Consider the following 21741-nt stretch of genomic DNA (forward strand, 5'->3'; position numbering starts at 1 on the left):
AGGCAAGGCCCGAAGCGCTCCGGGGGGTGAAGGCTGGAAGGCGGCTACTTTAGAAAGTCGGCGACCGCCTCGGCGAAGACCTTGGGCTGGTCCAGCATGATGAAGTGGCGGGAGTCATCGACGCGCTTGACGGTCACGCCTGGAAGGGTCGCGTAGGCGTCGGTGTAGATCTTCTCGACCATCGACGGCGGCGCGCCCATCGCCGGATCATAGGGATAGAGCAACGTGACCAGGCTCTTGATCCCAGCCAGGCCGGGCCGCGCGTCGGTGGTCAGCAGGTCGTACATCGCGCGGCCGACGACCGATTGCGACGAGGTCTTCGACCAGTCCAGCACCAGCACCTGATCCTTGACCGACTTGACGAAACGCGGCGCGGTCAAGGCCTGCTGGCTGGCGAAGGCTTCGGCGCTCATGGCGATGGTGGCTTCACGCATGGCCGCAGCCTGGGGCGTGACCCTCTCGGGCGTCGCGGTCGGCGAGAACAGCAGCGGGAAGAACGGCAGGCTGTCGACGATCATCAGTCGGCCGACGTCCTCGGGGTGGCGCTGGGCTAGCAGCAGGCCTGTGAAGCCGCCCATCGAGTGGCCGATGATCGCCGGCGATTTCAGGTTGTTGGCCTTGATGTAGGCGTCGACCGCCGCGACCAGGGGCTCGACCACCGGCCCCTCGGCGGCGCCGCCGACCGGTGCACCGGCGAAACCCGCCACCTGCACGACGTGGACGCGGTGCGAGGCCGAGAGCTGCTTGGCGGTCTGGTCCCAGACGGCGGCGGACGAGGCCAGGCCCGGGATCAGCACCACATCGGGACCTTTGCCCGTGACGGTGACGGTCATCCGATCGGCGGCGTCGGCGCGGCTGCCGAAGACGCCAAGAGCGGCCAGGATCGCCATGATGACGGCGAACAGATGGGCTTTAGGCATCAGCTTTTGCATCGTGCTCTCCATAGGAACGAGGCGTGCGGAAGGGTTCGGCGACAGGGCGCCGGGCGAAGCGGTACAGGTCAGCAATTGGGGCTTGCCGCCCCGGAGGCGGGCGAAGCGCTTAAGCCTCGTCCTGGAAGATCGTCTCGATCGGCTGCCCGAACAGGCGGGCGATCTTGAAGGCCAGCGGCAGGCTGGGATCGTACTTGCCCGTCTCCAGGGCGTTGACGGTCTGGCGGGACACATCAAGCCGCTCGGCCAGATCGGCCTGGCTCCAGTCCCGCTCGGCGCGGAGGACCTTGAGGCGGTTCTTCATTGGTACCGCCTCCTGACGAGGGGCTGGGCCAAGCCGAACGCGCCGCAGAATACGGGGAAGATCAGGTACAGCGGGAAGTGCGGAACCAGCCCGACGTTCTCCAAGAACCCCCAGACCGTGCCTGCGGCCAAGGTGAAGCCGATGCCCCACAGCATGGACTGAACAAGCACCAGGCGCAGAAACTCGTCGGTCTCTTCCGCCAGATAGAGCCCCATGACGGCGATGACGGCGATGATCGGGATGGCGGGCGCCGCGCCCAGTATCCAAAGCAAGACGCCTTGCGGGCTGTGGCTTTCGATCAGCCACAATGATCCAGACAGCACCACGACATAGGCGATCATCGCCGGAAAGAAGCGCGCCAGATAGCGCCGAACGGCGGGGTTTGAGGTCTTGGTCATGTTTGACGCTCCAAGGGCTCCAGGTCGGATCAGCGCTGGCGCAGCCACCAGCCGGCCCAGACCAGGCCGTAGCCGATCAACTGGGCGATGATCAGGGCCGTGACGCCGATGGCGAACCAATCCGTCGGCGCGTGCTGGCCCAGCAGCGCGACCAGGCGCGCGTCGCCGATTAGGAACGGGACCGGCAGAACCAGGAGCATCGCGCTCGAACCGCCCCAGAACCACGCGAACTTGTGAGCCTCGCGGGCGGCCTCGTCGATATTGCGCCAGTAGACGACGCTGGTGATCGCCGCGAGCAGGGCCAAGCCGACGAAGCCAGCGCCCAGAATGACGGGTGAGATCGCCAGGCTCTGGTCCTTGGCGATGTGGTAACCCGCGCCGCTGACCGCCCCGATCAGGAAGGCGCCGATCAGCCCTCGCAGCGCCGCCGTTTGGCGGCGCGCCTGACGTCCGATGTGTTCGCTCATTGATCCCCTCTTTGATCCAGACGGCCGACTAAAGCGCGGCCAGCGCTTCGACGGCGCCGGCCGCCAGGAGCGGGCCGCCCATCTCGCGCGCGGCGCAGACAGCCGTGACCAACGAAGCCGAGCTCGAAGCCAGGCCAATGGCGAGCTTATCCCTACGGCTGACGGGTGCGCGCTGAACGTTCTTCCTCATGACAAGCCTCCTCGTCGAAATGACAAGGACAGTTGTCACAAAAGGTCGAGGCCGTGTCAAGCGGTCTTGTCATTATGTCGTTCAAGCCAGACTAAATGACGGACAGACTTGATGTTTTAGGCGGCTCTTTGATCCAGAAAGGGGTCACGCACAGCGGGCTCGCCCATCACGGCGCGCCAGTGCACCGCCTCGAGTCGCTTGGCGGCCAGGGCGCGTCCCCAGACGTCTGGGCGCGGACGAGCGACCACCTCCCAGCCGTAGCGCGAGAAGCGGTCACCGAAATCAGACCAGCGGATCACCCGCCCCCTGGCGTCCTGCCGCCAGATCGCCTTGTCGCAGCCGGGAATGCGCGCGCAGCGCTCCCAAGCGTCGACGCGACTTTGCAGGATCAGGAACGGGTCTTGAGCATGACGGGCCAAGCTGGTCTCCGTGGTCTTCCGCCGCCCTCCGCGTCCGGCGACTCAGAAGATCACCGCCCGCGAGGACGAGACCAGGATTTGTGCAACGACACGCACTGTCCACCAGATGTAGTGCGGCGCGTTGCCGCGCGACGGGCCTGCGACAGACGCGAAGCGCCGCTAGGACCAGACCTTGAAGTGCTTTGACAGTTTCAGCCCCTGGCGCTGGTAGTGCGATCCGCCCTCGCCGTAGAGCCGCTCCGGACGCGCCGTCAGGGGCTCGTAGACCAGGCGCGCCACGGTCTGGCCGTCCTCCAGCAGGAACGGGGTCTCGTGGCTGCGGACCTCCAGCACGCCCTTGGAGCCGCGCGCCAGCGCCTCATCGGTGCCAAAGCCCGGATCGAAGAAGCCGGCATAGTGGACACGGAACTCGCCGACCGACGGGTCGATCGGCGTCATCTCGGCGGCTTCCATCACCGGGATCTCGATGTCGTCCTTGCTGGCCAGAATGTAGAATTCGCCCGGGTCCAACAGCAGTTCGCCATGGCGGGCCTCCAGCGGCTCCCAGAAGTCGCGCGGGTCGTGGCCGTCCTCGTGGTCAAGGTCGACAACGCCGGCGTGGCGCCGCCCCCGGAAGCCGACGATGCCCGCCGTCAGATCGACGCCAACGCTGCGGATCGACAGCTTGGCCGGCTCGCCGCGCTTCAGACGCAGCTGGTTCAGACGCGTGCCGGCCCGCACCAGCACCGAAAAGGTCTGCGGCGCGATCTCGATATAGAGCGGCCCTTCATAGCCGGCGTCGACATCGTCGAAAGCGCGGCTGTGGTCGGTCAGCAGGCGGACGAAGACGTCCACGCGGCCGGTGGAGCTCTTGGGATTGCCGCGCGCCGAGACGTTGCCAGGCAGCGCCAAGCGCTCCTGGAGCTCGGCGATGTAGACACAGCCCTTCTCAAGCACCGCGCCCTTGGTCAGGTCCAGCTCGTGCATGGCCACGTCCCTCAGGCGCTCGGGCACGCGGCGATGCAGGCCAGGCAGGAACGAGGCGCGGACCCGCCACGCCCGCGCGCCGAGCCGAAGATCCAGGCTGGCGGGCTGCACCTGATCGGTGTCGAACGGCGTGGCCGAGGTGATCGCCTCTTGAGCGATCAGGTCCTCGATCGTTTGGCAGGGCAGAATCCCTGCGGCGTGTGCGTCAGTCATCGGCGCGACACTCGCCAAACCCGGCCGCAAAGGCAAGGCTCGGCGCAAATCAGGGCGGGCGGGACAATCGACAGGCGGAGCGTGACAATTCTTCGCCCCGTCCAGCGGTGTTGTGGCTTGACCCAGGCGCCCCTCCCGCTCCTTATGCCGGCGTTTTACGCGTAGGAGGCGGGCGGTGGCCGAAGATCCGAAAGACTGGGATGTCGCGACAAAATTGATCCGAGGCGGGATCGCGCGCTCGCAGTTCATGGAGACGGCCGAAGCGCTCTACCTGACCCAGGGCTTCACCTATGACAGCGCCGAGGCCGCCGACCGCCGCTTCGCGGGCGAGGATCCCGGTTTCGTCTATTCGCGGTTCAACAATCCGACCGTGAAGATGTTCGAGGACCGCCTGGCCCTGCTGGAAGGCGCCGAGGTCTGCCGTGCGCAAGCGACGGGCATGGCCTCGATCCACGCCTCGCTGATGGGCCTGGTCAAGGCCGGCGACCACGTCGTGGCCGGCCGCGCCCTGTTCGGCTCGTGCCGCTGGATCGTCGCCGAATGGCTGCCGCGCTTCGGCGTCGAGACAACCTTCGTCGACGCCACGGACCTTAAGGCCTGGGAAGCGGCGATCCGCCCGGGCACCAAGGCCGTGCTGATCGAGACGCCGTCGAACCCGGTGCTGGAGATCACCGACATCGCCGCCGTGGCTGAAATGGCCCACGCCGTCGGGGCGAAGGTCATCGTCGACAACGTCTTCGCCACCCCCATCTTCCAGCAGCCGCTGAAGCTGGGCGCCGACGTTGTCGTCTATTCGGCCACCAAGCACATCGACGGCCAAGGCCGCGTCCTGGGCGGGGCGATCCTGACCAGCGAGGCGATCAACGAGGAGTTCTACCGCGACAGCCTGCGCCACACCGGCCCGTCTCTGTCGCCATTCAACGCCTGGGTGATGCTGAAGGGCCTCGAGACCCTGGACCTGCGCGTTCGTCGCCAAAGCGACACCGCCGCGGCCCTGGCCGACGTCATGGCCGAGCACAAGAAGGTCCGCACCGTCCTCTACCCGTTCCGCAAGGACCATCCGGGCTATGAGGTCGCCAAGAAGCAGATGAGCGGCGGCGGCACGGTGATCGCGCTGGACCTGGGCTCGCGCGAGGCGGCCTTCCGGTTCCTGAACGCGCTGGAAATCGTCGACATCTCCAACAATCTGGGCGACGCCAAGTCGATGGCGACCCACCCGCCGACCACGACCCACCGCTCGGTGCCCGAAGAGGAGCGCCCGCTGCTGGGCGTCACCGAAGGCGGCGTGCGCCTGTCCGTGGGCCTGGAAAGCCTGGCCGACCTGACCCGAGACGTGATCCGTGCGCTCGATCAGGCGTGAGACCTCCCCGCCGATGCAGCGGATGCGGCGACGGCGCGGCCACGCCGCGGCGATCTATGAAGCGCGCACGCGCGACATCGTCGTGCGCGTCTTCCCAGCCTATGCGGCCGAGGAGTCCTCTCCCGAGGAGGGCGTCTACCTTTGGTCCTACACAGTGGAGATCGAGAACCACGGCGTTGAGACTGTCACCCTCGTCTCGCGCCGCTGGACCATCATCGACGGCCAGAACCGCGTGAACGAGGTCGAGGGATCGGGCGTCGTCGGCGAACAGCCGGAACTGAGGCCCCGCGAGGCCTTCCGCTACGTCTCCAACTGCCCCCTGCCCACGCCCTCGGGCGCGATGCGCGGCAGCTACCAGATGGTGACCGAGGCCGGCGAGGTGTTCGACGCCGAGATCCCCGAGTTCTCACTGCACCTGCCCGGCGCCTCGCTGAAGATGAACTGAGGCGGACCTCCCAGGAACTCATCATTTGCCCTAGGCGGCCGGCGCCGAGTAGCTCTGCCTGCATTCGCAATCATAAGCTTTATTTGTTCTATATACTGACATAGGTTGTGTCGCAGAATTCGCTTGGGATGGGCGGGCTGGCGGGGCCGCCCTTTGGGTGGACCGGGGGATGGATTCCAGGGGGGATCGGCTAAGCCACGCCATCAAGGGTCGCGGCATCTCCAAGATGATGGCCTTGGCGCTGGACCTCGACGTCCACGAGAGCGCCATCAGCCGCTGGCGCAAGAACGGCCCCATGTCACTGGAGAACGCCGCGCGGATTTCCGAGGTGCTGGATATCTCGCTCGACTGGCTGGTGCTGGGTCGCGGCGAGATGGACGGCCATACCGTCGAAAGCTTGGCGTCGGAGGAATTCGAGTACCTGCGCGTTCTGCGCAAGGTTCGGCGAAGGGCGCGGGTTCGCCTGATGGCCCTGCTTGAGGAGATGACCGAACCCACTTGAGCTGGGCGCAAGTTTGCGTCGCCGGACTTGCGCTCACCTCAAGTTGTTAGACCTTAAAATACAACCATATTTAGAGCACTCTTTGGGCGTCGAGGGGACGCGATCGCCCATAGCCCCACCAAATGGAACGACCGCTTTCTCTCGACACCCCTCAATCACGGGAGATAACGATGTCCACCCTGCTTACCATCAACGTTACCAATCTCGGCGCATCCACCCAGGAATTCTTCTTTTTCCAACAGCCTGCGGTTTATAGTGGCGGCGCGAACGTCTACAGCAACAGCCTCTATTCTCAGAAGCTAGGGAACTATGACGAAACTGGCGCGGAACTTACGTTCCAAGTAAACATGCAGTACTATGCTGGCATTCAGCAGGCCCATACCATCCCGACCATCGGACAGTCCTCGGGCTACGCGTCAGCCAGCCGCGCCATCGAGCTGACGCCGGCGACCGGCAGCGCCAAGAACTGGACCACGGCGACGGTCGACCCGCTGGGCCTTAGCCCGACGGCCTCGAGTTCGGACGTTCAGCTCGGCGCTTTCCGGATCACGACCCCGACCTATTCGTCGCCCCCCGCCATCTACAACGTTGGCTCGGCGGTCGAGGTGAACGGCGGGATCACCCTATCGAACTTCGTGGTCGCCAACCCCTCAAGCCACACCGACTGCCAACCGATCCTCAAGTACTACGTCCAAACCGGCAAATACACGGCCGGTACGGTGATGAACTTCACTCAGTCCAGCATCAACTCGGCGGTCTGTGACTTCACCGGCGGCTTCTCGATCATCAACGTCACGCTCAACGCGGACGGCAGCTGGTCGACCGACACCATCAAGTAGGCTGCCCACTCAATTAGGTGAGCGGGCGAGCCCCACCGCCCGCTCACACCCGCTAAGACCAATTTCAACGACAGGTACGGCAGGCTCGCCGCCCCCCCTCTCGGCTCGAGAGAACCCGCCGCTCGTTTACGCCAGCGTCGGCGCCCTCCCCTGTCCAGCTTCCAGCGCGCCGGCTCGCGGCACGCAAACTCCCCCGCCGCCTAAAACAGGAGATTTCCATGGCTATCGGCTATTCGAGCTTCGACACGCCGACCTCGAACGTAGTTCCCACGTGGACTGGAGGTCGCTTCGCCGCTGAGTTCTCGAACACCGCGGTATTTACGTGCGGACCGGACGAGACCTGCGCGGACGGTGTCTATCGCCAGACCGTGAAAGGCGAATTCTTGGTCAATGGCTCGCCTTTGACACACGTCTTGTGCGGCCCCGTCGTGCTGTCGCCGACAGATTATGAGGAGGACGGCTGTCCTCCCGCCGGCGACAACTGCGACTTCTGCACAGCCTACGGCTATCGCCAGTGCGCCATGACCAACGACCGCTATACAAACCCCGATCAGGCCACAGGCTCTGATTTCAGCATGGAGGACGCGCCTGGGTTCAACGCGCCCCTTAACCCCTTGAACAACTACACCATCAACCTGTCGTTTGAGGGTATGCTGTTCGACATCGGCGCCGGGAACGTCCTGGCGACCCAGACCTGGACCGTTGTCGGCAGCAGCCTGTCCACACCTACGCTTGCTGCAACGCAGGGGGAGGACCTTGTGCCAGCACAGGCGACTGCGGAGGAGATCGGGTTGGCGAGCACGGACAAGCTCTTCAGGGTGGAGCATACCCGCAATCGCCTCACTGGCGCCCTTGAGCTTCACTTGGTGATCCAACGGGCGGTCGGCAGCGCGCCGCTGAGTTCGAAAGCCCTGTCTGTCGCTCTGTTTGACGCGGACAAGGAACCCATGATCGCGGCTCTCGGCGAACCGAGCGGCGTGTACGAGATCGGAAGTCGGTCGGGAGTGACGACCAACGTCGTCTATAAGCTCCCCCCCACGGCCCCCGTTGCAACTTGGGCCGCTGTCACCGCAGTAACCGCAGATGGGGAGGCGAACCGCAAGGTCCGCATCGAGGAATTGCCGGTGATACAACGATAGTCCCGGCTCGCCACGCCGCCGCCTCACGGCGGCGTGGACGCGCTTCACCCCGCCATCGGCGGGTCCAGCTTGTACACGCGCGAGCAGTATTCGCAGGTCACATGGATCTTGCCGTCAGGCTCGATCATCTCCTCGACTTCCTCGGCCGAGAACGAGTCCATCACCACGCCGATGCGGTCCTCCGAGCAGCGGCAGAAGGCGCGCAGCGGCTTTTCGTCGAGCAGACGCACGCCGTCCTCGTTGAACAGGCGCCACAGCAGGGTCGGGGTCGTGACGGTCGGGTCGATCAACTCGTCCTCGCCGGTCGTCTCGAACAGCGCCGTGACGTGTTGCCAGGCGTCTTGCGTATCGCCCCGCGCCTGGTCGCCCGCTATCACCTGGATCAGGATGCCGCCGGCGCGCCATTGAGGCCCCTCGCCCGTGTCGACCTGGCCGACGGCCAGGCGAACGCGGGTCGGGGTCTGTTCCGACTGGGCGAAGTACTGCTCGGCGCACAGGGCCAGGGTCTCGCCCTCGATCGGCGTCACGCCCTGGTAGCGGTCCATGTCAGGGCCCTGGTCCAGGGTCATGATGAAGACGCCGCCGCCCAGCAGGGTTTTGGCCCCGGGACGCGCGAAGCCTTCCGACACCGCCGCGACCTCCTCAGGGTCGAACCGGCAATAGCCGCGCAGGCCGCCCGAGGTGTCATAGTCGACCACCACATAGCGCACGGGGCCATCGCCCTGGGCCTGGATAATCAGCCGCCCTTCGAACTTCAGGCTGGAGCCGACCAGGGCCGCCAGCGCGCAGGCCTCGCCCAGCAGGTTGGCGACGGGCTCGGGATAGGCGTGGCGCGTCAACACCTCGTCGACGGCCTGGCCCAGCCGCACGACGCGGCCGCGCACGGGCAGGCCTTCGATCTGGAACGCGGAAACGACGTCGTCGAGGACGCCCGGAGTGGAAGCGATGTCGGTCATGGGGCGGTTAGATAAGGGGTCTTGTGGAAATTGCGAGCCTGTCCGGATGCGACAGCAGGAACGACGTCTACCCGATCTGCGCAAAGCGACCTCCTGCCGCATTGCGGCGCTCGCGGAGTCGGCGCACCAATGAAGCGCCGTCGCTTTTGCCCATACGCGCCGGCGCAGTCGGCCAGCGCATTCCAACCGGGCGCTGGCCGGCGCCCTTCTCTCTTCAGCCGATCGCGCCGAACGCCCAGGCCAGCACCGACTTCTGGGCGTGGATGCGGTTCTCCGCCTCATCCCAGACTAGCGAGCGCGGACCGTCCATGACTTCGTCCGTGACCTCCTCGCCCCGGTGGGCCGGCAGGCAGTGCAGGAAGACGCCGTCGCCCTTGGCCAGGTCCATCAGCCTGTCGTCGACCTGGTAGGGCTCCAGCGCCGCGAGACGCTCGTCATGGTCGGTGTCGCCCATCGAGACCCAGGTGTCGGCCACGACGACGTCGGCGCCGCGCACGGCCTCCTTCGGGTCGGTCGTCATGCTGACCTTGCCTTGCAGGCCCTCGGCGCGCGCCAGGTCGTGCAGGTCGGCGTGATAGACGGCCGGGCAGGCGATCTTCAGCTCAAAGCCCAGCAAGGGCGCTGCGTGGATGAAGCTGGAGCAAACATTGTTGCCGTCGCCGACCCAGGCGATCGTCTTGCCGCCGATGTCGCCGCGATGCTCCTCGATGGTGAGGATGTCGGCCATGATCTGGCACGGGTGGCTCTTGTCGGTCAGGCCGTTGATCACCGGCACAGTCGAGACCTGGGCGAAGCGCTCGACGTCGGCGTGGCTGTTGGCGCGGATCATGACCGCGTCGACCATCCGCGACAGCACCTTGGCGGTGTCCTCGATGGTCTCGCCGCGCCCCAGCTGCATGTCGGCCGAGGTCGAGATGATCGCCGAGCCGCCCAGCTGGCGCATGGCGGCGTCGAACGAGAAGCGGGTGCGGGTCGAGTTCTTCTGGAAGATCATCGACAGCACGCGATCCTTGGCCGGCGCGTCGGCATCGACCTTGCCTTGCGGCCAGCCCTTACGGGCGGTCTTGCGGGCCTTGGCGTCCTCGAGCAGCAAGCGCAGCGTCGGGCCGTCCAGCTTCCACAGGTCGATGAAGTGGCGGGGGGCGGTCATGGGCCAAATCCCTCACACCCGCTCCGGCAAGCCGAAGCGGGCGATTTCAAAGGTTCAGATGTGTCAGGCCGAGGCCTTGGCGCGAGCCGCCTCGCAAGCCTTTTCAAGCTTGGCGACGGCTTCGCGGGCTTCCTCGATGGTCAGGTTCAGCGGCGGCAGCAGGCGTACGCAGTTGTCGCCGCCGCCGGCGATCAGCAGGTGCTCATCGCGGGCCAGAACCATGAACTCGCGGTTGTTGGGGATCAGCTTGATCCCGATCAGCAGGCCCTTGCCGCGGATATCGACGATGATGTCCGGGAAGCGGTCCTTCAGGCCGTTCAGCTGCTGGGTCAGGAAGCCGGAGACGGCGTTCACATTGTCCAGCGTCTCGGGCGAGTTGATCAGGTCGAAGGCCGCCTTGCCGACCGCCATGGCCAGCGGGTTGCCGCCGAAGGTCGAGCCGTGCGCCGCCACGGTCATGCCCTTGGCCGCCTCGGTCGTGGCCAGACACGCGCCGATCGGGAAGCCGCCCCCCAGAGCCTTGGCCACCGCCATGATGTGCGGTTCGCCGCCCTCGGCCCACTCATAGGCGAAGAGCTTGCCGGTGCGGCCCATGCCGCACTGGACTTCGTCATAGATCAGCAGGACGCCGTGCTCATCGCACATCCGGCGCAGGCCCTTCAGGCACTGGGTCGGGATCGAGCGAGCGCCGCCCTCGCCCTGCACCGGCTCGACGATGATCGCCGCCGTGGTCGGGCTGGCGATCGCGGCCTTGATGGCCTCGTGGTCGCCGAAGGTCAGCTGATGATAGCCCGGCAGGCGGGGGCCGAAACCGTCGACATAGCTGGGATTGCCCGACGCGTTGACCGCGGCGTAGGTCCGGCCGTGGAACGAGCCGTCAAAGCCGTAGATGTCGATCCGCTCGGGCTGGCCGTTGGCCGAGTGGTACTTGCGGGCCGTCTTCAGCGCGCACTCGACGGCTTCCGTGCCCGAGTTGGTGAAGAACACCACGTCGGCGAAGGTCGAGGCGCAGATGGCGTCGGCCAGGGCTTCCTGCTCGGGGATCCGGTAGATGTTCGAGACGTGCCAGAGCTTCTCGGCCTGTTCCTTCAGAACCTCGACCAGCACGGGGTGGGCGTGACCCAGGCCGTTGGTGGCGATGCCCGCCACGCAGTCCAGATATTCGCCGCCGTCGGTCGAGAACAGGCGCGCGCCTCGGCCTCGCTCGAACGCCAGCGGGGCGCGGTTGTAGACGCCCATGATGTGCTGTTGCGAGGAGTTGGACGACGTCGCGGTGCTCAAGAGACCGACCTCCCAAAAAGGAAAGAAGCCCCCGCGCTGAAAGCACGGGGACCGGAAGGCTGCAGGTTGTCGCTTTGGAACGCGGTTGTGTCAATCAATCGACGGTGAAAGCACCTGAAAAGCCGGCGAAAATCGCAAGCTTTGTCGCGCCGGCCACAGCGGTCTCAGCTCTTCAAGCGATAGCCCGTCACGAACAGGCGCCAGCACCACAGAAAAAGCGCCACCGTCAGCAGGCCCGTCGAGACCACGCCGATCGCGATCGAACCGTCGGCATGGCCGATGAAGCCATAGCGGAAGCCGTCGATCAGATAGAAGAACGGGTTGAAATGGCTGGCCGAACGGAAGGGCTCCGGAAGCTTGTCGACCAGGTAGAAGGTACCCGACAGGAAGGTCATCGGCATGATCAGGAAGTTGGTCACGGCCGACAGCTGGTCGAACTTCTCCGACCACAGGCCCGCCGCCACGCCCGCAAGACCCAAGCTCAGCGAGGCGACCACCCCGAAATAGATCACCGCCCAGAGGTGCGCGATCGAAAGCCCCGCGCCGGGCAGGACGCCGACCACCAGGGCCGTCACCGCCCCGACCACCACGCCGCGCGTCGCCGCGCCTAAGGCGAAGGCTGAAACCTGCTCCAGCGCCGACAGCGGCGGCGTCAGGAAGTCCGGCGTCAGGCCCATCATCTTGGCCTGGATCAGCGACGATGAAGAATTGGCGAAGGCGTTGTTCAGGATCGCCATCATGATCAGGCCCGGGGCCACGAAATGGCCGAAGGTCACGCCCCCGACAGCCGGGCGGCTGGCGCCGACCGCGACCACGAAAACCAGCATGTAGAGCAAGGTCGTGACCACCGGCGCGGCCACGGTCTGAGTCCCGACCTTCCAGAAACGACGGATTTCGCGCTGATAAAGGGTGAAGAAACCGCTCCAGTTCCAGCCGTGATAGTCGCGCGGCTGCGGCGGAATGACGCTCTCGGCGGTGTCTCTCATGCGCTCAACCCGTTGTTCTGCTTGGCCATGTGCGCCCTTGCCCCCCTTTTCGCAAGCTCGGGCTTGCGTGAATCAACATCTTGTTTCTGTGGACAGAGTCGTTGGCGCCTATTGTGTGTTTTAACACCTTCTTTACGATTAGTAGTAGGACGACCGCCGGCGGGGCGGTTTGATCACCAGATATGGGGTGACGGGCGTGGGGACGCCCTCTCCCCAGTCTAAATGGCGGAGACGGGTTATGAGCTGGACCGACGAGCGGGTCTCGACCTTGAAGAAGCTGTGGCTGGACGGACTGTCGGCCAGTCAGATCGCCAAGCAACTGGGCGGCGTTACGCGCAACGCCGTCATCGGCAAGGTGCACCGCCTCGGCCTGTCGGGCCGCGCCGCGCCTTCGCAACCCGCGCGTCCGGCCTTCAAGGCTCCGCGTCCGGCGCGTCCGGCCGCCCAGGCCATGCCTTCGGCGCCGCGTCGTGTGACGCCGATCGAAGCGCCGTCGATGCCCGTAGCCTCCGCGCCCGCGCCGCTGCCGGCCTTCCGTCACGAAGAGCCGGGCTCGGCCACCGTGCTGACCCTGGGCGCGCACATGTGCAAGTGGCCGATCGGCGATCCGTCGTCGGAAGGCTTCACCTTCTGCGGCCGCCGCGCCTCGGACGGCCTGCCCTACTGCGTCGAGCACGCCCGCGTGGCCTACCAGCCGCAGCAAACCAAGAAGAAGGGCGGCGCCACCGAGCTCGCCCGCTCGCTTCGCCGCTACATCTAAGAAGAACAAAAGTCTCTCAGAGCGGCGGATCCCGGGCGACCAGACGGTCGTCCGGGATTTTGCGTTTCTAAGACTTCCTCAAAATCCGCCTTCCCAGGCCTCGTGCCTGGGACCCAGCGTTCCGCCGCGAGACGTCGGCCAGCGCGCACCATCATCGCCAAGCCTCAACGCTCACACACCGGGCCAAGCCGAACCATGGGTCCTCGCCACAAGGACGAGGAAGGCGATGAAAGGGGGATCGGGAAGGATGACCTCCTCCAACTTCCCCCCTAAAACAGCCCAATGACGGACCTCGCGCCGAACGATTCCAACGCCCCGCCCTACTCGGTCTCAGAGCTGGCCTTCGCGCTGAAGCGAACGCTGGAGGACCGTTACGGGTTCGTGCGGCTGCGTGGCGAGCTGTCCAAGGTCACCCATCACTCCAACGGCCACGTCTACCTGACCATCAAGGACGACAAGTCCGCGATCGACGGCGTCGTCTGGAAGGGCAATGTCCGGGGTCTTGGCGTGCGGCCCGAGCATGGGCTCGAGGTCATCGTCACCGGCAAGATTACGACCTATCCGGCCGGCTCGCGCTATCAGATCATCATCGACAGCATGGAGGCCGCCGGCGTTGGCGCGCTTCTCGCGCAACTTGAGCGCTTGAAAGCCAAGTTGGCTGGAGAGGGCCTGTTCGCACCCGAGCGCAAGCGCCCCCTCCCCTCAATGCCGGCTGTGGTCGGGGTGATCACCAGCCCGACCGGCGCGGTGATCCGCGACATCCTGCACCGCATCCGCGACCGCTGGCCCTGCCAGGTGCTGGTCTGGCCGGTGGTGGTGCAGGGCGACGCCGCCGCCGCCCAGGTCAGCGCGGCGATCCGGGGCTTCAACGCCATCCAGCCCGGCGGGCCCGTGCCGCGTCCCGACATCCTGATCGTCGCCCGAGGCGGCGGGTCGGTCGAAGACCTGTGGGCCTTCAACGACGAGGCCCTGGCCCGCACCGTGGCCGAGAGCGCAATCCCGCTGATCTCGGCGGTCGGGCATGAGACCGACACCACCCTGATCGACTTCGTCTCCGACCGCCGCGCGCCGACGCCGACGGCCGCCGCGGAGATGGCCACGCCCGTGCTGGCCGAACTGCGGGCGCTGATCTCGGACTTCGATCGCCGCCTCAGCCGCTGCGGCGCCCGCGTGATCGAGGAGCGCCGCACCCGCCTGACCAGCGCGGCGCGCGGCCTGCCCCGGCCCAACGACCTGCTGGCCCTGGCGCAGCAACGCTTCGACATCGCCTCGGGCCGGCTGGACGCGGCCCTGCATCGCAACACCACCGTCCACGCTCAGGATCTCTTGAAGGTCACCGCGCGCCTGACGCCGGACGTCTTGACCCGGCAGCGCCAGATCAAGGCCGAGCGCTTAAGCGACCTTGGCCGGCGCCTCGATCTGGCCGCTCGTCGCGCGCCGGATCGCGTGGCTCAGCACGCGCGCCTGCCGGCGCTATGGGATCGCCTGGAAGAGGCGGGCAAACGCCGCCTGGAGAGGGCTAAAGACCAGCTTGCCAATCTGGACAAGCTGCGCATATCGCTGAATCCTCGGCGGCCGCTGGACTTGGGTTTTGCCCTAGTACGCAAGGCCGATGGGACGATCATCCGCTCGGCGAGCGCCCTAGCGCTGGGCGACCAAGTGGCCCTGCAGTTCGCCGACGGAGAGCGCGAAGCGATGATCGGAAACGAAGCGCCGCCGTCGGCCTCGACACCGCCGCGCTCGTCACCGCACCGCGCTAAACCCGCTTCGCCCTCGACCCAACAGGGCGATCTGTTCTGAAACGCCGCTCTGGCGTAGAGTATGGACCATGAACGCTTTCGATCGTGACCTTGGTAAGCCCGACGGCCTGGCCGTCCTGCACTATGGCGACGGCGAGTACGCCGTGCTTTCGCCCGGCCGCTTCGTGCTGTGCGCCGTCACCAATGCGAAGATCCCGCTGGACGCCCTGCGCTACTGGAGCCCGGAGCACCAGGAGGCCTACGCCAGCGCGGCCGAGGCCCTGAAACGCTGGCAAGGCTAAGCGCCTCCTAGACGCCGCCGATGGACTGGGCCTCCCGCGAGGCGGGATCTCGACCGCTTCGCGCCGCCAGTTCTCGTTATTCGTGTCTAGCTTGAGTTCAGTTCATTCGTTAGCAATGCCGACCCCGTCGGAACGTTAGGTCGCAGGGGAGCGACCCTGGTCCGATAGTCCCCGCGAGATCGTTGAGGAGGCGGCTCCCGCATGTCTGCGGCTCTTGAAAAGCTGCGCTTTCTGCTGGTGGACGACAACCAGCACATGCGTTCGATCGTCGGGACGATCCTCAAGGGCGTCGGCGTGCGCCAGATCCGTGAGGCTATGGACGGGGCCGAGGCGTTGCAGGTCCTGCGCGACTGGCGCCCTGACATCGCGGTCGTCGACTTCAAGATGAGCCCGCTGGACGGCGTTCAGTTCACGAAGCTGGTCCGCAACGCGCCCGATAGCGTCGACCGTTTCCTGCCGATCATCATGCTGACAGGGTTCGCCGAGCGCCACCGCGTGTTCGAGGCCCGAGACGCTGGGGTCACGGAAATCGTGGTCAAGCCCGTGACGGCGCGGTCGCTTCTGGACCGGATCAACACCGTGATCTTCCACCCGCGGCCATTCATCCGCTCGCCCGACTATTTTGGCCCCTGTCGGCGGCGTCGGAACGATCCCTCATACAAGGGCCCCTTCCGCAGGACCGGCGAGCTGGACTCGCCCGAGCCGCCCAGCGACACGATCGAGATCTAGCTCGACGGAGAAATAGCCCGCTCGCGCTCAGATAGGGCCGCATAGACCTCGTTCGGCCAGCGACGGTGAACCCAGAACCATTCGGCGGGCCGCTCGCGGATGCGATCTTCCATGAAGGCGTTGATCATCCGCACGCCCGCTTCGATGTCGGCCGTGCGGTCGCCCGTCTTGGGCGGGATGATGGGCTCGTGCACCACCGCCCGGAAGCGCGCGCCCTTCAGCCGCTGCACCGACATCGGCTGCAGCACCGTGCCAAACCGGATAGCCAAACGTGTAGGGCCCGGCGCGGTGCGGGCGTCGTGGCCGAAGAACGGGGCCGCCACGCCGCTGTTGAACTTCTGGTCGTTCATCAGGGCGACCGAGCGCCCCTCCTTCATGCCTTCCAGAAGCTCGCGCGCGCCGTCGCCGCCCTTGGGCGCGAACAGGCGCACGCCATAGCGAAAGCGGCTGTCCTTGATGCGCTTGTCGACATACGGGTTGTTGGCGGCGCGATAGGTCATCTCGCAGATCACGCCGCTGTCGACGATCGCCGCCGGCATGACCTCCCAGTTCGACAGGTGGCCGGAGACGAAGACGACCGGGATCTTGTCGCGAGCGATCTGCTCCAGCCGTTCCTTGCCCACCACCTCGACCCGGCCGGTGGAGGGTAGGATCTTGTCCATGAGCGGGAACTCGGCGAACGAGCGCCCCAGGCCTTCCCATTGCTCGCGCAGCACCGTTTCGCGCCAGGCGACGTCCTTTTCGGGGAAAGCCAGCTTCAGATTGCGCTCGGCCACCTTGTGGGCGCTGCTGAGCGGCCCGAAGGTTCGCCCCAGCCAGCCGCCGAAGTCGGAGGCGCGGTCCACGCCCATCAGGCGCACAGCCCCGATAAAGAGGTCGAAGCCCAGGGCCTCCAACCGCCACAGCAGATCCTGCACCCAAGGCCGACGCTTATCAGACATGCGCCCTTAGTAGGCTTGGCCGACCGCTTCGCGCAACGGCACGCGACTTGCGGCTCGCGGGGCATCTCGTTCCGTTTCGGTACGAACCAAGGTTAAGGGGCAAGAAGTTCCATGGGTAACGACATCGACGTCCACCTGGGCAAGCGCCTGCGTCGGCGTCGCCGTCTGCTGGGTCTGACGCAGCAGCAACTGGCCGAAACGGTCGGTGTGCGGTTTCAGCAGATCCAGAAGTACGAGTGCGGCGCCAATCGCATCTCCGCCGCGCGGCTCTGGCAGCTGGCCGAGGCGGTCGAGGTGCCGGTCGGCTACTTTTACGATGGCCTTTCCGAGGTCCGCCGCGAGACGGCCGGCGAAACCGCAGAGAGCGGCGAGATGTTCGCGCGCAAGGAGACGCTGGACCTAGTCCGCGCCTACTACCTGCTGGGCGAGCGCCCGCGTCGTCGCCTGCTGGACCTGGCCAAGTCGCTGCATGGCGGCGAACTGGCGGACGCCTGACGGCTCGCGCAACCGATGCGCGCGGAAAGGCGTGGCGCGGCGACGGCTGGAAAGCTAAACCCGCGCGCATGACTCTCTCCGCTGATCGGCTCGCGGCGCTCGACGCCTTCGTCATCGACCTGAACAAGGCCTCGGCGGCCGCCATCCTGCCGCTGTTCCGGGCCGATCATGGCCTGGAGGACAAGGGGGCGGGCAAGAACCTGCCGCGCGACACGCACGCCGCGTTCGATCCGGTGACGGAAGCCGATCGCGGCGCCGAAGCCGCGATCCGCGCGCTGATCACCGAGCGCTATCCCGAGCACGGCGTGATCGGCGAGGAATACGGCGAGGATCGTCCCGACGCCGAGTTCGTCTGGGTTCTGGACCCCATCGACGGCACCCGCGCCTTCATCTCCGGCCTGCCGCTGTGGACCACCCTGATCGGCCTGCGCCACAATGGTCGCCCGGTGCTGGGGTCGATCGGCCAGCCCTTCACCGACGAGCTATTCATCGGCCACGCTGGCGGCGCTCGCCTGATCGCGCGCGGCCAGAGCGCGCCGATCCGCGTGCGTGAGTGCGCCAATCTGAACGACGCGGTGATCGCCACGACCGATCCCGACGCCTGCTTCGACGGGGCCGAGCGCGGCGCCTGGCTGCAGGTGCGGGCGGCGGCCAAGCTGGCCCGCCTGGGCTGTGACGCCTACGCCTACGCCATGGTCGCCATGGGCAAGATGGACATGGTCATCGAGGCGGGCCTGAAGTCCTGGGACATCGAGGCCGCGATCCCGCTGGTCGAAGCCGCTGGCGGCATGGTCACCAACTGGCGGGGCGATACGATCGGTCCCAATGGCGGCCAGATGGTGATCTCGGGCGACCGCCGACCGCTGGACGAAGCCCTGGTCAGCCTGAAGCGCTCGGCGAAATAGGCGCGCCAACGTTCGCCGACGCGTCGACCGCCTCGTCGAACGCCTTCCAGAACACCGCCCGGCGCGGGTCGGTCTCGACCAGAATCTCGTGGAAGGCGCCCGGGACCTCGACATAGCGGCCGCGCGGCAGCCGCGCGGCGATCGCCTTGAGAGCCGGATTGAGCACGCGGTCGTCCAACTCGGCCGCGACGATGGTGACGGGCAGCTCGAGTCGCTCGACCGAGCCCCGCCGCGACAGCCACGCGCAGGCTGATATCGCGAAATCCAGCCATCCCCAGGTGACGCCGCCCAGGGCGATGCGGGGATCGGCCTTGAGCTGGGCGCTGTAACGGTCGTAACGCGCGCGATCGTGGGTGAGCTTATCGCCCTCGAAGGTCTGGGTCAGCGGATCATAGGCCTGGCTGACGTACCGGTCCGCGAAACCAAACCGCGACAGAGTCCAGGACAGCGCCCTGGCGGCCCAAGGCGGGACATTGCCGGTGTTGATCCCCAGCATCGGCGCCGACAGCACGCAGGCCGAAAAGCGTCCCTCGCCCTTGGCCAGGGCCAGCAAGGTGAGACAGCCGCCCATCGAATGCCCCATGGCGATCCAGGGCTTGGGCAGGCGCGCCTCGAACGTATCGAGCAGGGCCTTGTAGTCGCTCAGAAAGGGCTGGTAGCCCTGGGCGTGGCCCTTCAGGCGATCAGGCAGGCTCCGCGCCGAAAGCCCCTGCCCGCGCCAGTCGTGCAGCAGCACGGCGAAGCCTCGAGCCAACAGCTCCTCGACGACCTCGAAATACTTCTCAATCGGCTCGGTGCGGCCGGGGCTGAGCACCACGGTCCCGCGCGCCGAGCCCTCCGAGAAAAACGTCGCGGCGCGGAGGGTCGCCCCCTCCGCGCCGCGGAACCATTCAGCCTTACCGTGATCCGGAACCGGGGCCTCGGGAATTGAGACCAGATCGGCCGGTTCCGTCATCCGGCTCAGCGCATCTTCGAGAACAGGGCGCCCATCTTGGGCTGCAGGGCCATGGCCACGCCCATGTCCGAAAGCTTCAGCTTGCCGGTCATGACCGCCATAGTTGGGTCCAGCTTGCCTTCGCCGATGGCCAGCAGGTCGTCGAGCGCCAGCGTCATGGTCAGGTCGGCCGGCTTGTCTTCGTTGGTCACGGAACCACCGTCGATGTGGATGAAGCCTGCGTCCTTCAGGTCGAACTTCAGGCTCTTGCCCAGGCCGCTGTCGTCGCCGACGGCGGTTTTGATGCGATCGGTGATTTCCTGGATGGTGGCCATGAGCGCGATCTCCCTTGCGCGAAATGATATTGCGGATAGCTAGACCGGCCCGCCCAAACAAGTAAACACCGTTCAGACGACGCAGGCCTCTATTTTCTTCCCGCCGTAGAAGGCGACCTTAGTCGAGGTTTTTGTCAACTTTACCCACAGGGCGCCTCGCTCATGCGGGCTTCACGAACTTGAGGGTCATGCGATCGCTCTCCCCGATCGCGTCATACTTCGCATGGTCGAAGCCCGGCTCGGCTGGCTCGCCACGCGGCGCCGACAGGCGCGTGGGCGGCAGAGTCCAGACGCCGAATGGATGGTCCTTGGTGTCCTTGGAATTGGCGTTGATCTCGCTGGCGGCGGCCAGGACGAAGCCCGCCTCCTTGGCCATCTGGATCACATAGTCCTGCTGGACGTAGCCATCGGCGGCCAGCACGTCCTGCACGTGTCCAGGCTCGCCGCGATGCTCTTCGATCCCGAGCACGCCGCCCGGCTTCAGCGCCGCCAAGGCGTCGCGGAACGCCTTCTCGGCGATGCCGCCAGCCATCCAGTTATGCAGGTTGCGCAGGAACAGCACGAGGTCGGCGCTGCCCGCCGGCGCCACCGGACCGCTGGTCGGGCCAAACGCGGTGAAGGTCACCTCGCCAAAGATCTTCTTCGCGCCCGTGACCTTGCGTCGGTAAGCCTCGACGATCTCGGCGGCGGCCGGGTCGGCCGGATTGTTGGTCTCCAGCAGCGCCTCGTAGAGGTGGCCTTTGGTCTCGGCCAGGAAGGGCGCGACGATGTCGGTGTACCACCCCGCCCCCGGCCAGAACTCGACGACGGTCTGGCCGGGCGCGAGGCCCCAGAACTTCAGAGTCTCCACGGGATGACGCCAGCGGTCGCGAGCGCGGTCCGCCGGCAGACGCCACTCACCGGCGATGATGGCCTCGAGGCTCTCGGGACGCGGCTTTTCGACGGGCGCGGCCTTGTCCTTGGACTTGCCGCAACCCACCAGGCCGAGCGCGCCCGCGCCGGCCAGCAAGCTTCTTCGCGACCATTGCTGGGTAGACGCCATCATGCCCCCGTGTACGCGTACGCTGAAACGGCGCCAGCCTGGCCGCCGACCTTGACCAAAGTCAGGCCGGCTTGCGGAAGCGCAGGGTCATGCGGTCGCTCTCGCCGATGGCGTCGTACTTCGTCCGATCGAAGTTCGGGTCGGCCGGCTGACCGCCGGGCGCCGTGCGCTTTACGGGCGGCAGCGTCCAGACCCCGAACGGGTGGTCCTTGGTGTCCTTGGGGTTGGCGTTGATCTCGGACTGGGCGTCCAGCTTGAAGCCGGCCTTCTCGGCGAGCGCCACGACCGTGGCCGTGTTCAGGTAGCCGTCGGCGCCGGCGGCCTTTTCCGAGCGCGGATCGGCCCGATGGTCCTCGACCGCCAGGAAGCCGCCCGGCTTCAACACCGCGAAGAAGTCGGCGAACACCTTGTCGGCCATGCCGGGCGCGCCGGTCCAGTTGTGGACGTTACGGGCGGTCAGCACGAGATCGGCCGAGCCCGGCGCGCCCAGAGGTCCCGACACGGCGCCGAAGTTCACGAACTGCGGCTTGCCGTACTTGGCGGCGTCCGAAAAGCGGGCCTCGAAGTCGGCGCGGCCCTTGCGCGCGCCTTCCGACAGCTTGGGGTTCGAAAGATCGGCGACACCGGCGATGTAGGTCCCGCCGGTCGCCTTGGCATAGGGCGCCAGGATCTCGGTCCAGTAGCCGCCGCCCGGCGAGATTTCGATCACCGTCTGCTTGGGCTTCAGGCCCCAAAAGATCAGGCTTTCATAGGGATGGCGCGCGCCATCGCGAGCCACATCGGCGGCAGGACGGGCCGGCGAAGCGATCGCGGACTTCAGCGCCTGATCGGTCGCGGCGAAGGCGGCGGCTGGGGCGGTAAGGCTGACGGCGGCGGCCAGCAGCAGGACGTGACGACGAAGCGGCATGGGGGAAGTGTCCTTCGGCGAGTTGTTGCGCGGGCGACCTTACCCGGGGCGCGCGATGCGTCAAAGGATTCGCGTTCGATGAGCCCCCCCTTGAACGGGGAAACC

Annotated in this window: 27 protein-coding genes; 11 read left to right on the forward strand and 16 right to left on the reverse strand. The window is 66.5% G+C overall.

Annotated features, from left to right (window positions below):
• Window positions 1-44: 44 nt before the first annotated feature.
• The 7 genes from CSW59_RS18105 to CSW59_RS18130 form a co-directional block, all read right to left on the reverse strand.
• On the reverse strand, window positions 45-932 hold the full coding sequence (locus tag CSW59_RS18105; RefSeq protein ID WP_099445380.1) for an alpha/beta fold hydrolase: 888 nt from the start codon (window positions 930-932) through the stop codon (window positions 45-47).
• Window positions 933-1041: 109 nt separating this feature from the next.
• Window positions 1042-1236, reverse strand: a complete 195-nt coding sequence (locus CSW59_RS18110; RefSeq protein WP_099445381.1) for a helix-turn-helix transcriptional regulator — start codon at window positions 1234-1236, stop codon at window positions 1042-1044.
• Window positions 1233-1634, reverse strand: coding sequence for a hypothetical protein (locus CSW59_RS18115; RefSeq protein ID WP_099445382.1), 402 nt, complete (start codon window positions 1632-1634; stop codon window positions 1233-1235). The genes CSW59_RS18110 and CSW59_RS18115 overlap by 4 nt, the downstream gene beginning before the upstream one ends.
• 29 nt (window positions 1635-1663) lie before the next feature.
• Entirely contained in the window at window positions 1664-2101 is a 438-nt protein-coding gene (locus CSW59_RS18120) for a hypothetical protein (protein WP_099445383.1), read from the reverse strand.
• A 28-nt stretch (window positions 2102-2129) separates the two neighbouring features.
• Window positions 2130-2291 carry a hypothetical protein gene (locus CSW59_RS20830; RefSeq protein ID WP_161495070.1) on the reverse strand — a complete coding sequence of 54 codons (162 nt, stop codon included), beginning with the start codon at window positions 2289-2291 and terminating at the stop codon, window positions 2130-2132.
• A 116-nt stretch (window positions 2292-2407) separates the two neighbouring features.
• Complete coding sequence (locus CSW59_RS18125; protein ID WP_099445384.1) at window positions 2408-2710, reverse strand: hypothetical protein; 303 nt, start codon at window positions 2708-2710, stop codon at window positions 2408-2410.
• Between the two features lie 159 nt (window positions 2711-2869).
• Complete coding sequence (locus CSW59_RS18130; RefSeq protein WP_099445385.1) at window positions 2870-3889, reverse strand: 2'-deoxycytidine 5'-triphosphate deaminase; 1020 nt, start codon at window positions 3887-3889, stop codon at window positions 2870-2872.
• 175 nt (window positions 3890-4064) lie between these two features.
• On the opposite strand from CSW59_RS18130, the gene metZ reads away from it, so the two are divergent.
• The 5 genes from metZ (at window position 4065) to CSW59_RS18155 (ending at window position 8174) form a co-directional block, all read left to right on the forward strand.
• Window positions 4065-5249: an O-succinylhomoserine sulfhydrylase gene (metZ, locus tag CSW59_RS18135; protein WP_099445386.1), complete on the forward strand. Its 1185-nt coding sequence runs from the start codon at window positions 4065-4067 to the stop codon at window positions 5247-5249.
• Window positions 5230-5694 (forward strand): Co2+/Mg2+ efflux protein ApaG, encoded by a 465-nt coding sequence (apaG, locus tag CSW59_RS18140; RefSeq protein ID WP_099445387.1) that lies wholly within the window; start codon window positions 5230-5232, stop codon window positions 5692-5694. Before metZ ends, apaG begins: the two co-directional genes overlap by 20 nt.
• A 169-nt stretch (window positions 5695-5863) precedes the next feature.
• Window positions 5864-6196 carry a helix-turn-helix domain-containing protein gene (locus CSW59_RS18145; protein WP_099445388.1) on the forward strand — a complete coding sequence of 111 codons (333 nt, stop codon included), beginning with the start codon at window positions 5864-5866 and terminating at the stop codon, window positions 6194-6196.
• 170 nt (window positions 6197-6366) lie between these two features.
• A complete protein-coding gene (locus tag CSW59_RS18150) occupies window positions 6367-7035 on the forward strand; it encodes a hypothetical protein (RefSeq protein ID WP_099445389.1) in 669 nt (222 codons plus the stop codon).
• 218 nt (window positions 7036-7253) lie between these two features.
• Window positions 7254-8174 (forward strand): hypothetical protein, encoded by a 921-nt coding sequence (locus tag CSW59_RS18155; protein ID WP_099445390.1) that lies wholly within the window; start codon window positions 7254-7256, stop codon window positions 8172-8174.
• A gap of 44 nt (window positions 8175-8218) precedes the next feature.
• On the opposite strand, the gene CSW59_RS18160 is transcribed toward CSW59_RS18155, so the two are convergent.
• The 4 genes from CSW59_RS18160 to CSW59_RS18175 all read right to left on the reverse strand — a co-directional run bounded on the left by CSW59_RS18160 (window position 8219) and on the right by CSW59_RS18175 (window position 12547).
• Window positions 8219-9130: an Hsp33 family molecular chaperone gene (locus tag CSW59_RS18160; protein WP_099445391.1), complete on the reverse strand. Its 912-nt coding sequence runs from the start codon at window positions 9128-9130 to the stop codon at window positions 8219-8221.
• A gap of 214 nt (window positions 9131-9344) precedes the next feature.
• Window positions 9345-10280, reverse strand: a complete 936-nt coding sequence (gene argF / locus CSW59_RS18165) for an ornithine carbamoyltransferase (RefSeq protein WP_099445392.1) — start codon at window positions 10278-10280, stop codon at window positions 9345-9347.
• A gap of 63 nt (window positions 10281-10343) precedes the next feature.
• The gene (locus CSW59_RS18170) at window positions 10344-11561 is read right to left on the reverse strand and encodes an aspartate aminotransferase family protein (protein ID WP_099445393.1); all 1218 of its coding nucleotides are present in this window, start codon (window positions 11559-11561) and stop codon (window positions 10344-10346) included.
• A 164-nt stretch (window positions 11562-11725) separates the two neighbouring features.
• Window positions 11726-12547 (reverse strand): ABC transporter permease, encoded by an 822-nt coding sequence (locus CSW59_RS18175; protein ID WP_099445394.1) that lies wholly within the window; start codon window positions 12545-12547, stop codon window positions 11726-11728.
• Window positions 12548-12785: 238 nt separating this feature from the next.
• On the opposite strand from CSW59_RS18175, the gene gcrA reads away from it, so the two are divergent.
• From gcrA to CSW59_RS18195, 4 genes are all read left to right on the forward strand, one after another.
• On the forward strand, window positions 12786-13307 hold the full coding sequence (gcrA, locus tag CSW59_RS18180) for a cell cycle sigma 70 cofactor GcrA (protein ID WP_099445395.1): 522 nt from the start codon (window positions 12786-12788) through the stop codon (window positions 13305-13307).
• A gap of 282 nt (window positions 13308-13589) precedes the next feature.
• Window positions 13590-15107, forward strand: coding sequence for an exodeoxyribonuclease VII large subunit (gene xseA / locus CSW59_RS18185; protein WP_099445396.1), 1518 nt, complete (start codon window positions 13590-13592; stop codon window positions 15105-15107).
• 28 nt (window positions 15108-15135) lie between these two features.
• Complete coding sequence (locus tag CSW59_RS18190) at window positions 15136-15348, forward strand: DUF2093 domain-containing protein (protein WP_099445397.1); 213 nt, start codon at window positions 15136-15138, stop codon at window positions 15346-15348.
• Between the two features lie 201 nt (window positions 15349-15549).
• Window positions 15550-16077 carry a response regulator gene (locus tag CSW59_RS18195; RefSeq protein ID WP_099445398.1) on the forward strand — a complete coding sequence of 176 codons (528 nt, stop codon included), beginning with the start codon at window positions 15550-15552 and terminating at the stop codon, window positions 16075-16077.
• Here the strand turns inward: CSW59_RS18195 and CSW59_RS18200 are convergent.
• A complete protein-coding gene (locus CSW59_RS18200) occupies window positions 16074-17018 on the reverse strand; it encodes a lysophospholipid acyltransferase family protein (protein WP_099445399.1) in 945 nt (314 codons plus the stop codon). The two genes, CSW59_RS18195 and CSW59_RS18200, sit on opposite strands and share 4 nt — an antisense overlap.
• Window positions 17019-17129: 111 nt before the next feature.
• On the opposite strand from CSW59_RS18200, the gene CSW59_RS18205 reads away from it, so the two are divergent.
• Both CSW59_RS18205 and hisN read left to right on the forward strand, forming a co-directional pair.
• Complete coding sequence (locus tag CSW59_RS18205; RefSeq protein WP_099445400.1) at window positions 17130-17513, forward strand: helix-turn-helix domain-containing protein; 384 nt, start codon at window positions 17130-17132, stop codon at window positions 17511-17513.
• Between the two features lie 68 nt (window positions 17514-17581).
• The gene (gene hisN, locus CSW59_RS18210; protein ID WP_099445401.1) at window positions 17582-18418 is read left to right on the forward strand and encodes a histidinol-phosphatase; all 837 of its coding nucleotides are present in this window, start codon (window positions 17582-17584) and stop codon (window positions 18416-18418) included.
• Here hisN and CSW59_RS18215 read toward each other — a convergent pair.
• From CSW59_RS18215 to CSW59_RS18230, 4 genes are all read right to left on the reverse strand, one after another.
• Window positions 18393-19373, reverse strand: coding sequence for an alpha/beta fold hydrolase (locus CSW59_RS18215; RefSeq protein WP_099445402.1), 981 nt, complete (start codon window positions 19371-19373; stop codon window positions 18393-18395). The two genes, hisN and CSW59_RS18215, sit on opposite strands and share 26 nt — an antisense overlap.
• 5 nt (window positions 19374-19378) lie before the next feature.
• Entirely contained in the window at window positions 19379-19687 is a 309-nt protein-coding gene (locus tag CSW59_RS18220; RefSeq protein ID WP_099445403.1) for an SCP2 sterol-binding domain-containing protein, read from the reverse strand.
• Window positions 19688-19847: 160 nt separating this feature from the next.
• Window positions 19848-20732 carry a class I SAM-dependent methyltransferase gene (locus CSW59_RS18225; RefSeq protein ID WP_099445404.1) on the reverse strand — a complete coding sequence of 295 codons (885 nt, stop codon included), beginning with the start codon at window positions 20730-20732 and terminating at the stop codon, window positions 19848-19850.
• A gap of 58 nt (window positions 20733-20790) precedes the next feature.
• Entirely contained in the window at window positions 20791-21636 is an 846-nt protein-coding gene (locus tag CSW59_RS18230) for a class I SAM-dependent methyltransferase (protein ID WP_099445405.1), read from the reverse strand.
• Between the last annotated feature and the right edge of the window lie 105 nt (window positions 21637-21741).

It is taken from the genome of Caulobacter sp. BP25, assembly GCF_002737755.1.
Classification (GTDB): domain Bacteria; phylum Pseudomonadota; class Alphaproteobacteria; order Caulobacterales; family Caulobacteraceae; genus Caulobacter.

What these genes read in the sequence shown, in the direction of transcription:
- CSW59_RS18105 (WP_099445380.1), bottom strand. Translation starts at nt 932, where the DNA reads ATGCAAAAGCTGATGCCTAAAGCCCATCTGTTCGCCGTCATCATGGCG.
- CSW59_RS18110 (WP_099445381.1), bottom strand. Translation starts at nt 1,236, where the DNA reads ATGAAGAACCGCCTCAAGGTCCTCCGCGCCGAGCGGGACTGGAGCCAG.
- CSW59_RS18115 (WP_099445382.1), bottom strand. Translation starts at nt 1,634, where the DNA reads ATGACCAAGACCTCAAACCCCGCCGTTCGGCGCTATCTGGCGCGCTTC.
- CSW59_RS18120 (WP_099445383.1), bottom strand. Translation starts at nt 2,101, where the DNA reads ATGAGCGAACACATCGGACGTCAGGCGCGCCGCCAAACGGCGGCGCTG.
- CSW59_RS20830 (WP_161495070.1), bottom strand. Translation starts at nt 2,291, where the DNA reads ATGAGGAAGAACGTTCAGCGCGCACCCGTCAGCCGTAGGGATAAGCTC.
- CSW59_RS18130 (WP_099445385.1), bottom strand. Translation starts at nt 3,889, where the DNA reads ATGACTGACGCACACGCCGCAGGGATTCTGCCCTGCCAAACGATCGAG.
- CSW59_RS18145 (WP_099445388.1), top strand. Translation starts at nt 5,864, where the DNA reads ATGGATTCCAGGGGGGATCGGCTAAGCCACGCCATCAAGGGTCGCGGC.
- CSW59_RS18150 (WP_099445389.1), top strand. Translation starts at nt 6,367, where the DNA reads ATGTCCACCCTGCTTACCATCAACGTTACCAATCTCGGCGCATCCACC.
- CSW59_RS18155 (WP_099445390.1), top strand. Translation starts at nt 7,254, where the DNA reads ATGGCTATCGGCTATTCGAGCTTCGACACGCCGACCTCGAACGTAGTT.
- CSW59_RS18160 (WP_099445391.1), bottom strand. Translation starts at nt 9,130, where the DNA reads ATGACCGACATCGCTTCCACTCCGGGCGTCCTCGACGACGTCGTTTCC.
- argF (WP_099445392.1), bottom strand. Translation starts at nt 10,280, where the DNA reads ATGACCGCCCCCCGCCACTTCATCGACCTGTGGAAGCTGGACGGCCCG.
- CSW59_RS18175 (WP_099445394.1), bottom strand. Translation starts at nt 12,547, where the DNA reads ATGAGAGACACCGCCGAGAGCGTCATTCCGCCGCAGCCGCGCGACTAT.
- gcrA (WP_099445395.1), top strand. Translation starts at nt 12,786, where the DNA reads ATGAGCTGGACCGACGAGCGGGTCTCGACCTTGAAGAAGCTGTGGCTG.
- xseA (WP_099445396.1), top strand. Translation starts at nt 13,590, where the DNA reads ATGACGGACCTCGCGCCGAACGATTCCAACGCCCCGCCCTACTCGGTC.
- CSW59_RS18190 (WP_099445397.1), top strand. Translation starts at nt 15,136, where the DNA reads ATGAACGCTTTCGATCGTGACCTTGGTAAGCCCGACGGCCTGGCCGTC.
- CSW59_RS18195 (WP_099445398.1), top strand. Translation starts at nt 15,550, where the DNA reads ATGTCTGCGGCTCTTGAAAAGCTGCGCTTTCTGCTGGTGGACGACAAC.
- CSW59_RS18200 (WP_099445399.1), bottom strand. Translation starts at nt 17,018, where the DNA reads ATGTCTGATAAGCGTCGGCCTTGGGTGCAGGATCTGCTGTGGCGGTTG.
- CSW59_RS18205 (WP_099445400.1), top strand. Translation starts at nt 17,130, where the DNA reads ATGGGTAACGACATCGACGTCCACCTGGGCAAGCGCCTGCGTCGGCGT.
- hisN (WP_099445401.1), top strand. Translation starts at nt 17,582, where the DNA reads ATGACTCTCTCCGCTGATCGGCTCGCGGCGCTCGACGCCTTCGTCATC.
- CSW59_RS18215 (WP_099445402.1), bottom strand. Translation starts at nt 19,373, where the DNA reads ATGACGGAACCGGCCGATCTGGTCTCAATTCCCGAGGCCCCGGTTCCG.
- CSW59_RS18220 (WP_099445403.1), bottom strand. Translation starts at nt 19,687, where the DNA reads ATGGCCACCATCCAGGAAATCACCGATCGCATCAAAACCGCCGTCGGC.
- CSW59_RS18225 (WP_099445404.1), bottom strand. Translation starts at nt 20,732, where the DNA reads ATGATGGCGTCTACCCAGCAATGGTCGCGAAGAAGCTTGCTGGCCGGC.
- CSW59_RS18230 (WP_099445405.1), bottom strand. Translation starts at nt 21,636, where the DNA reads ATGCCGCTTCGTCGTCACGTCCTGCTGCTGGCCGCCGCCGTCAGCCTT.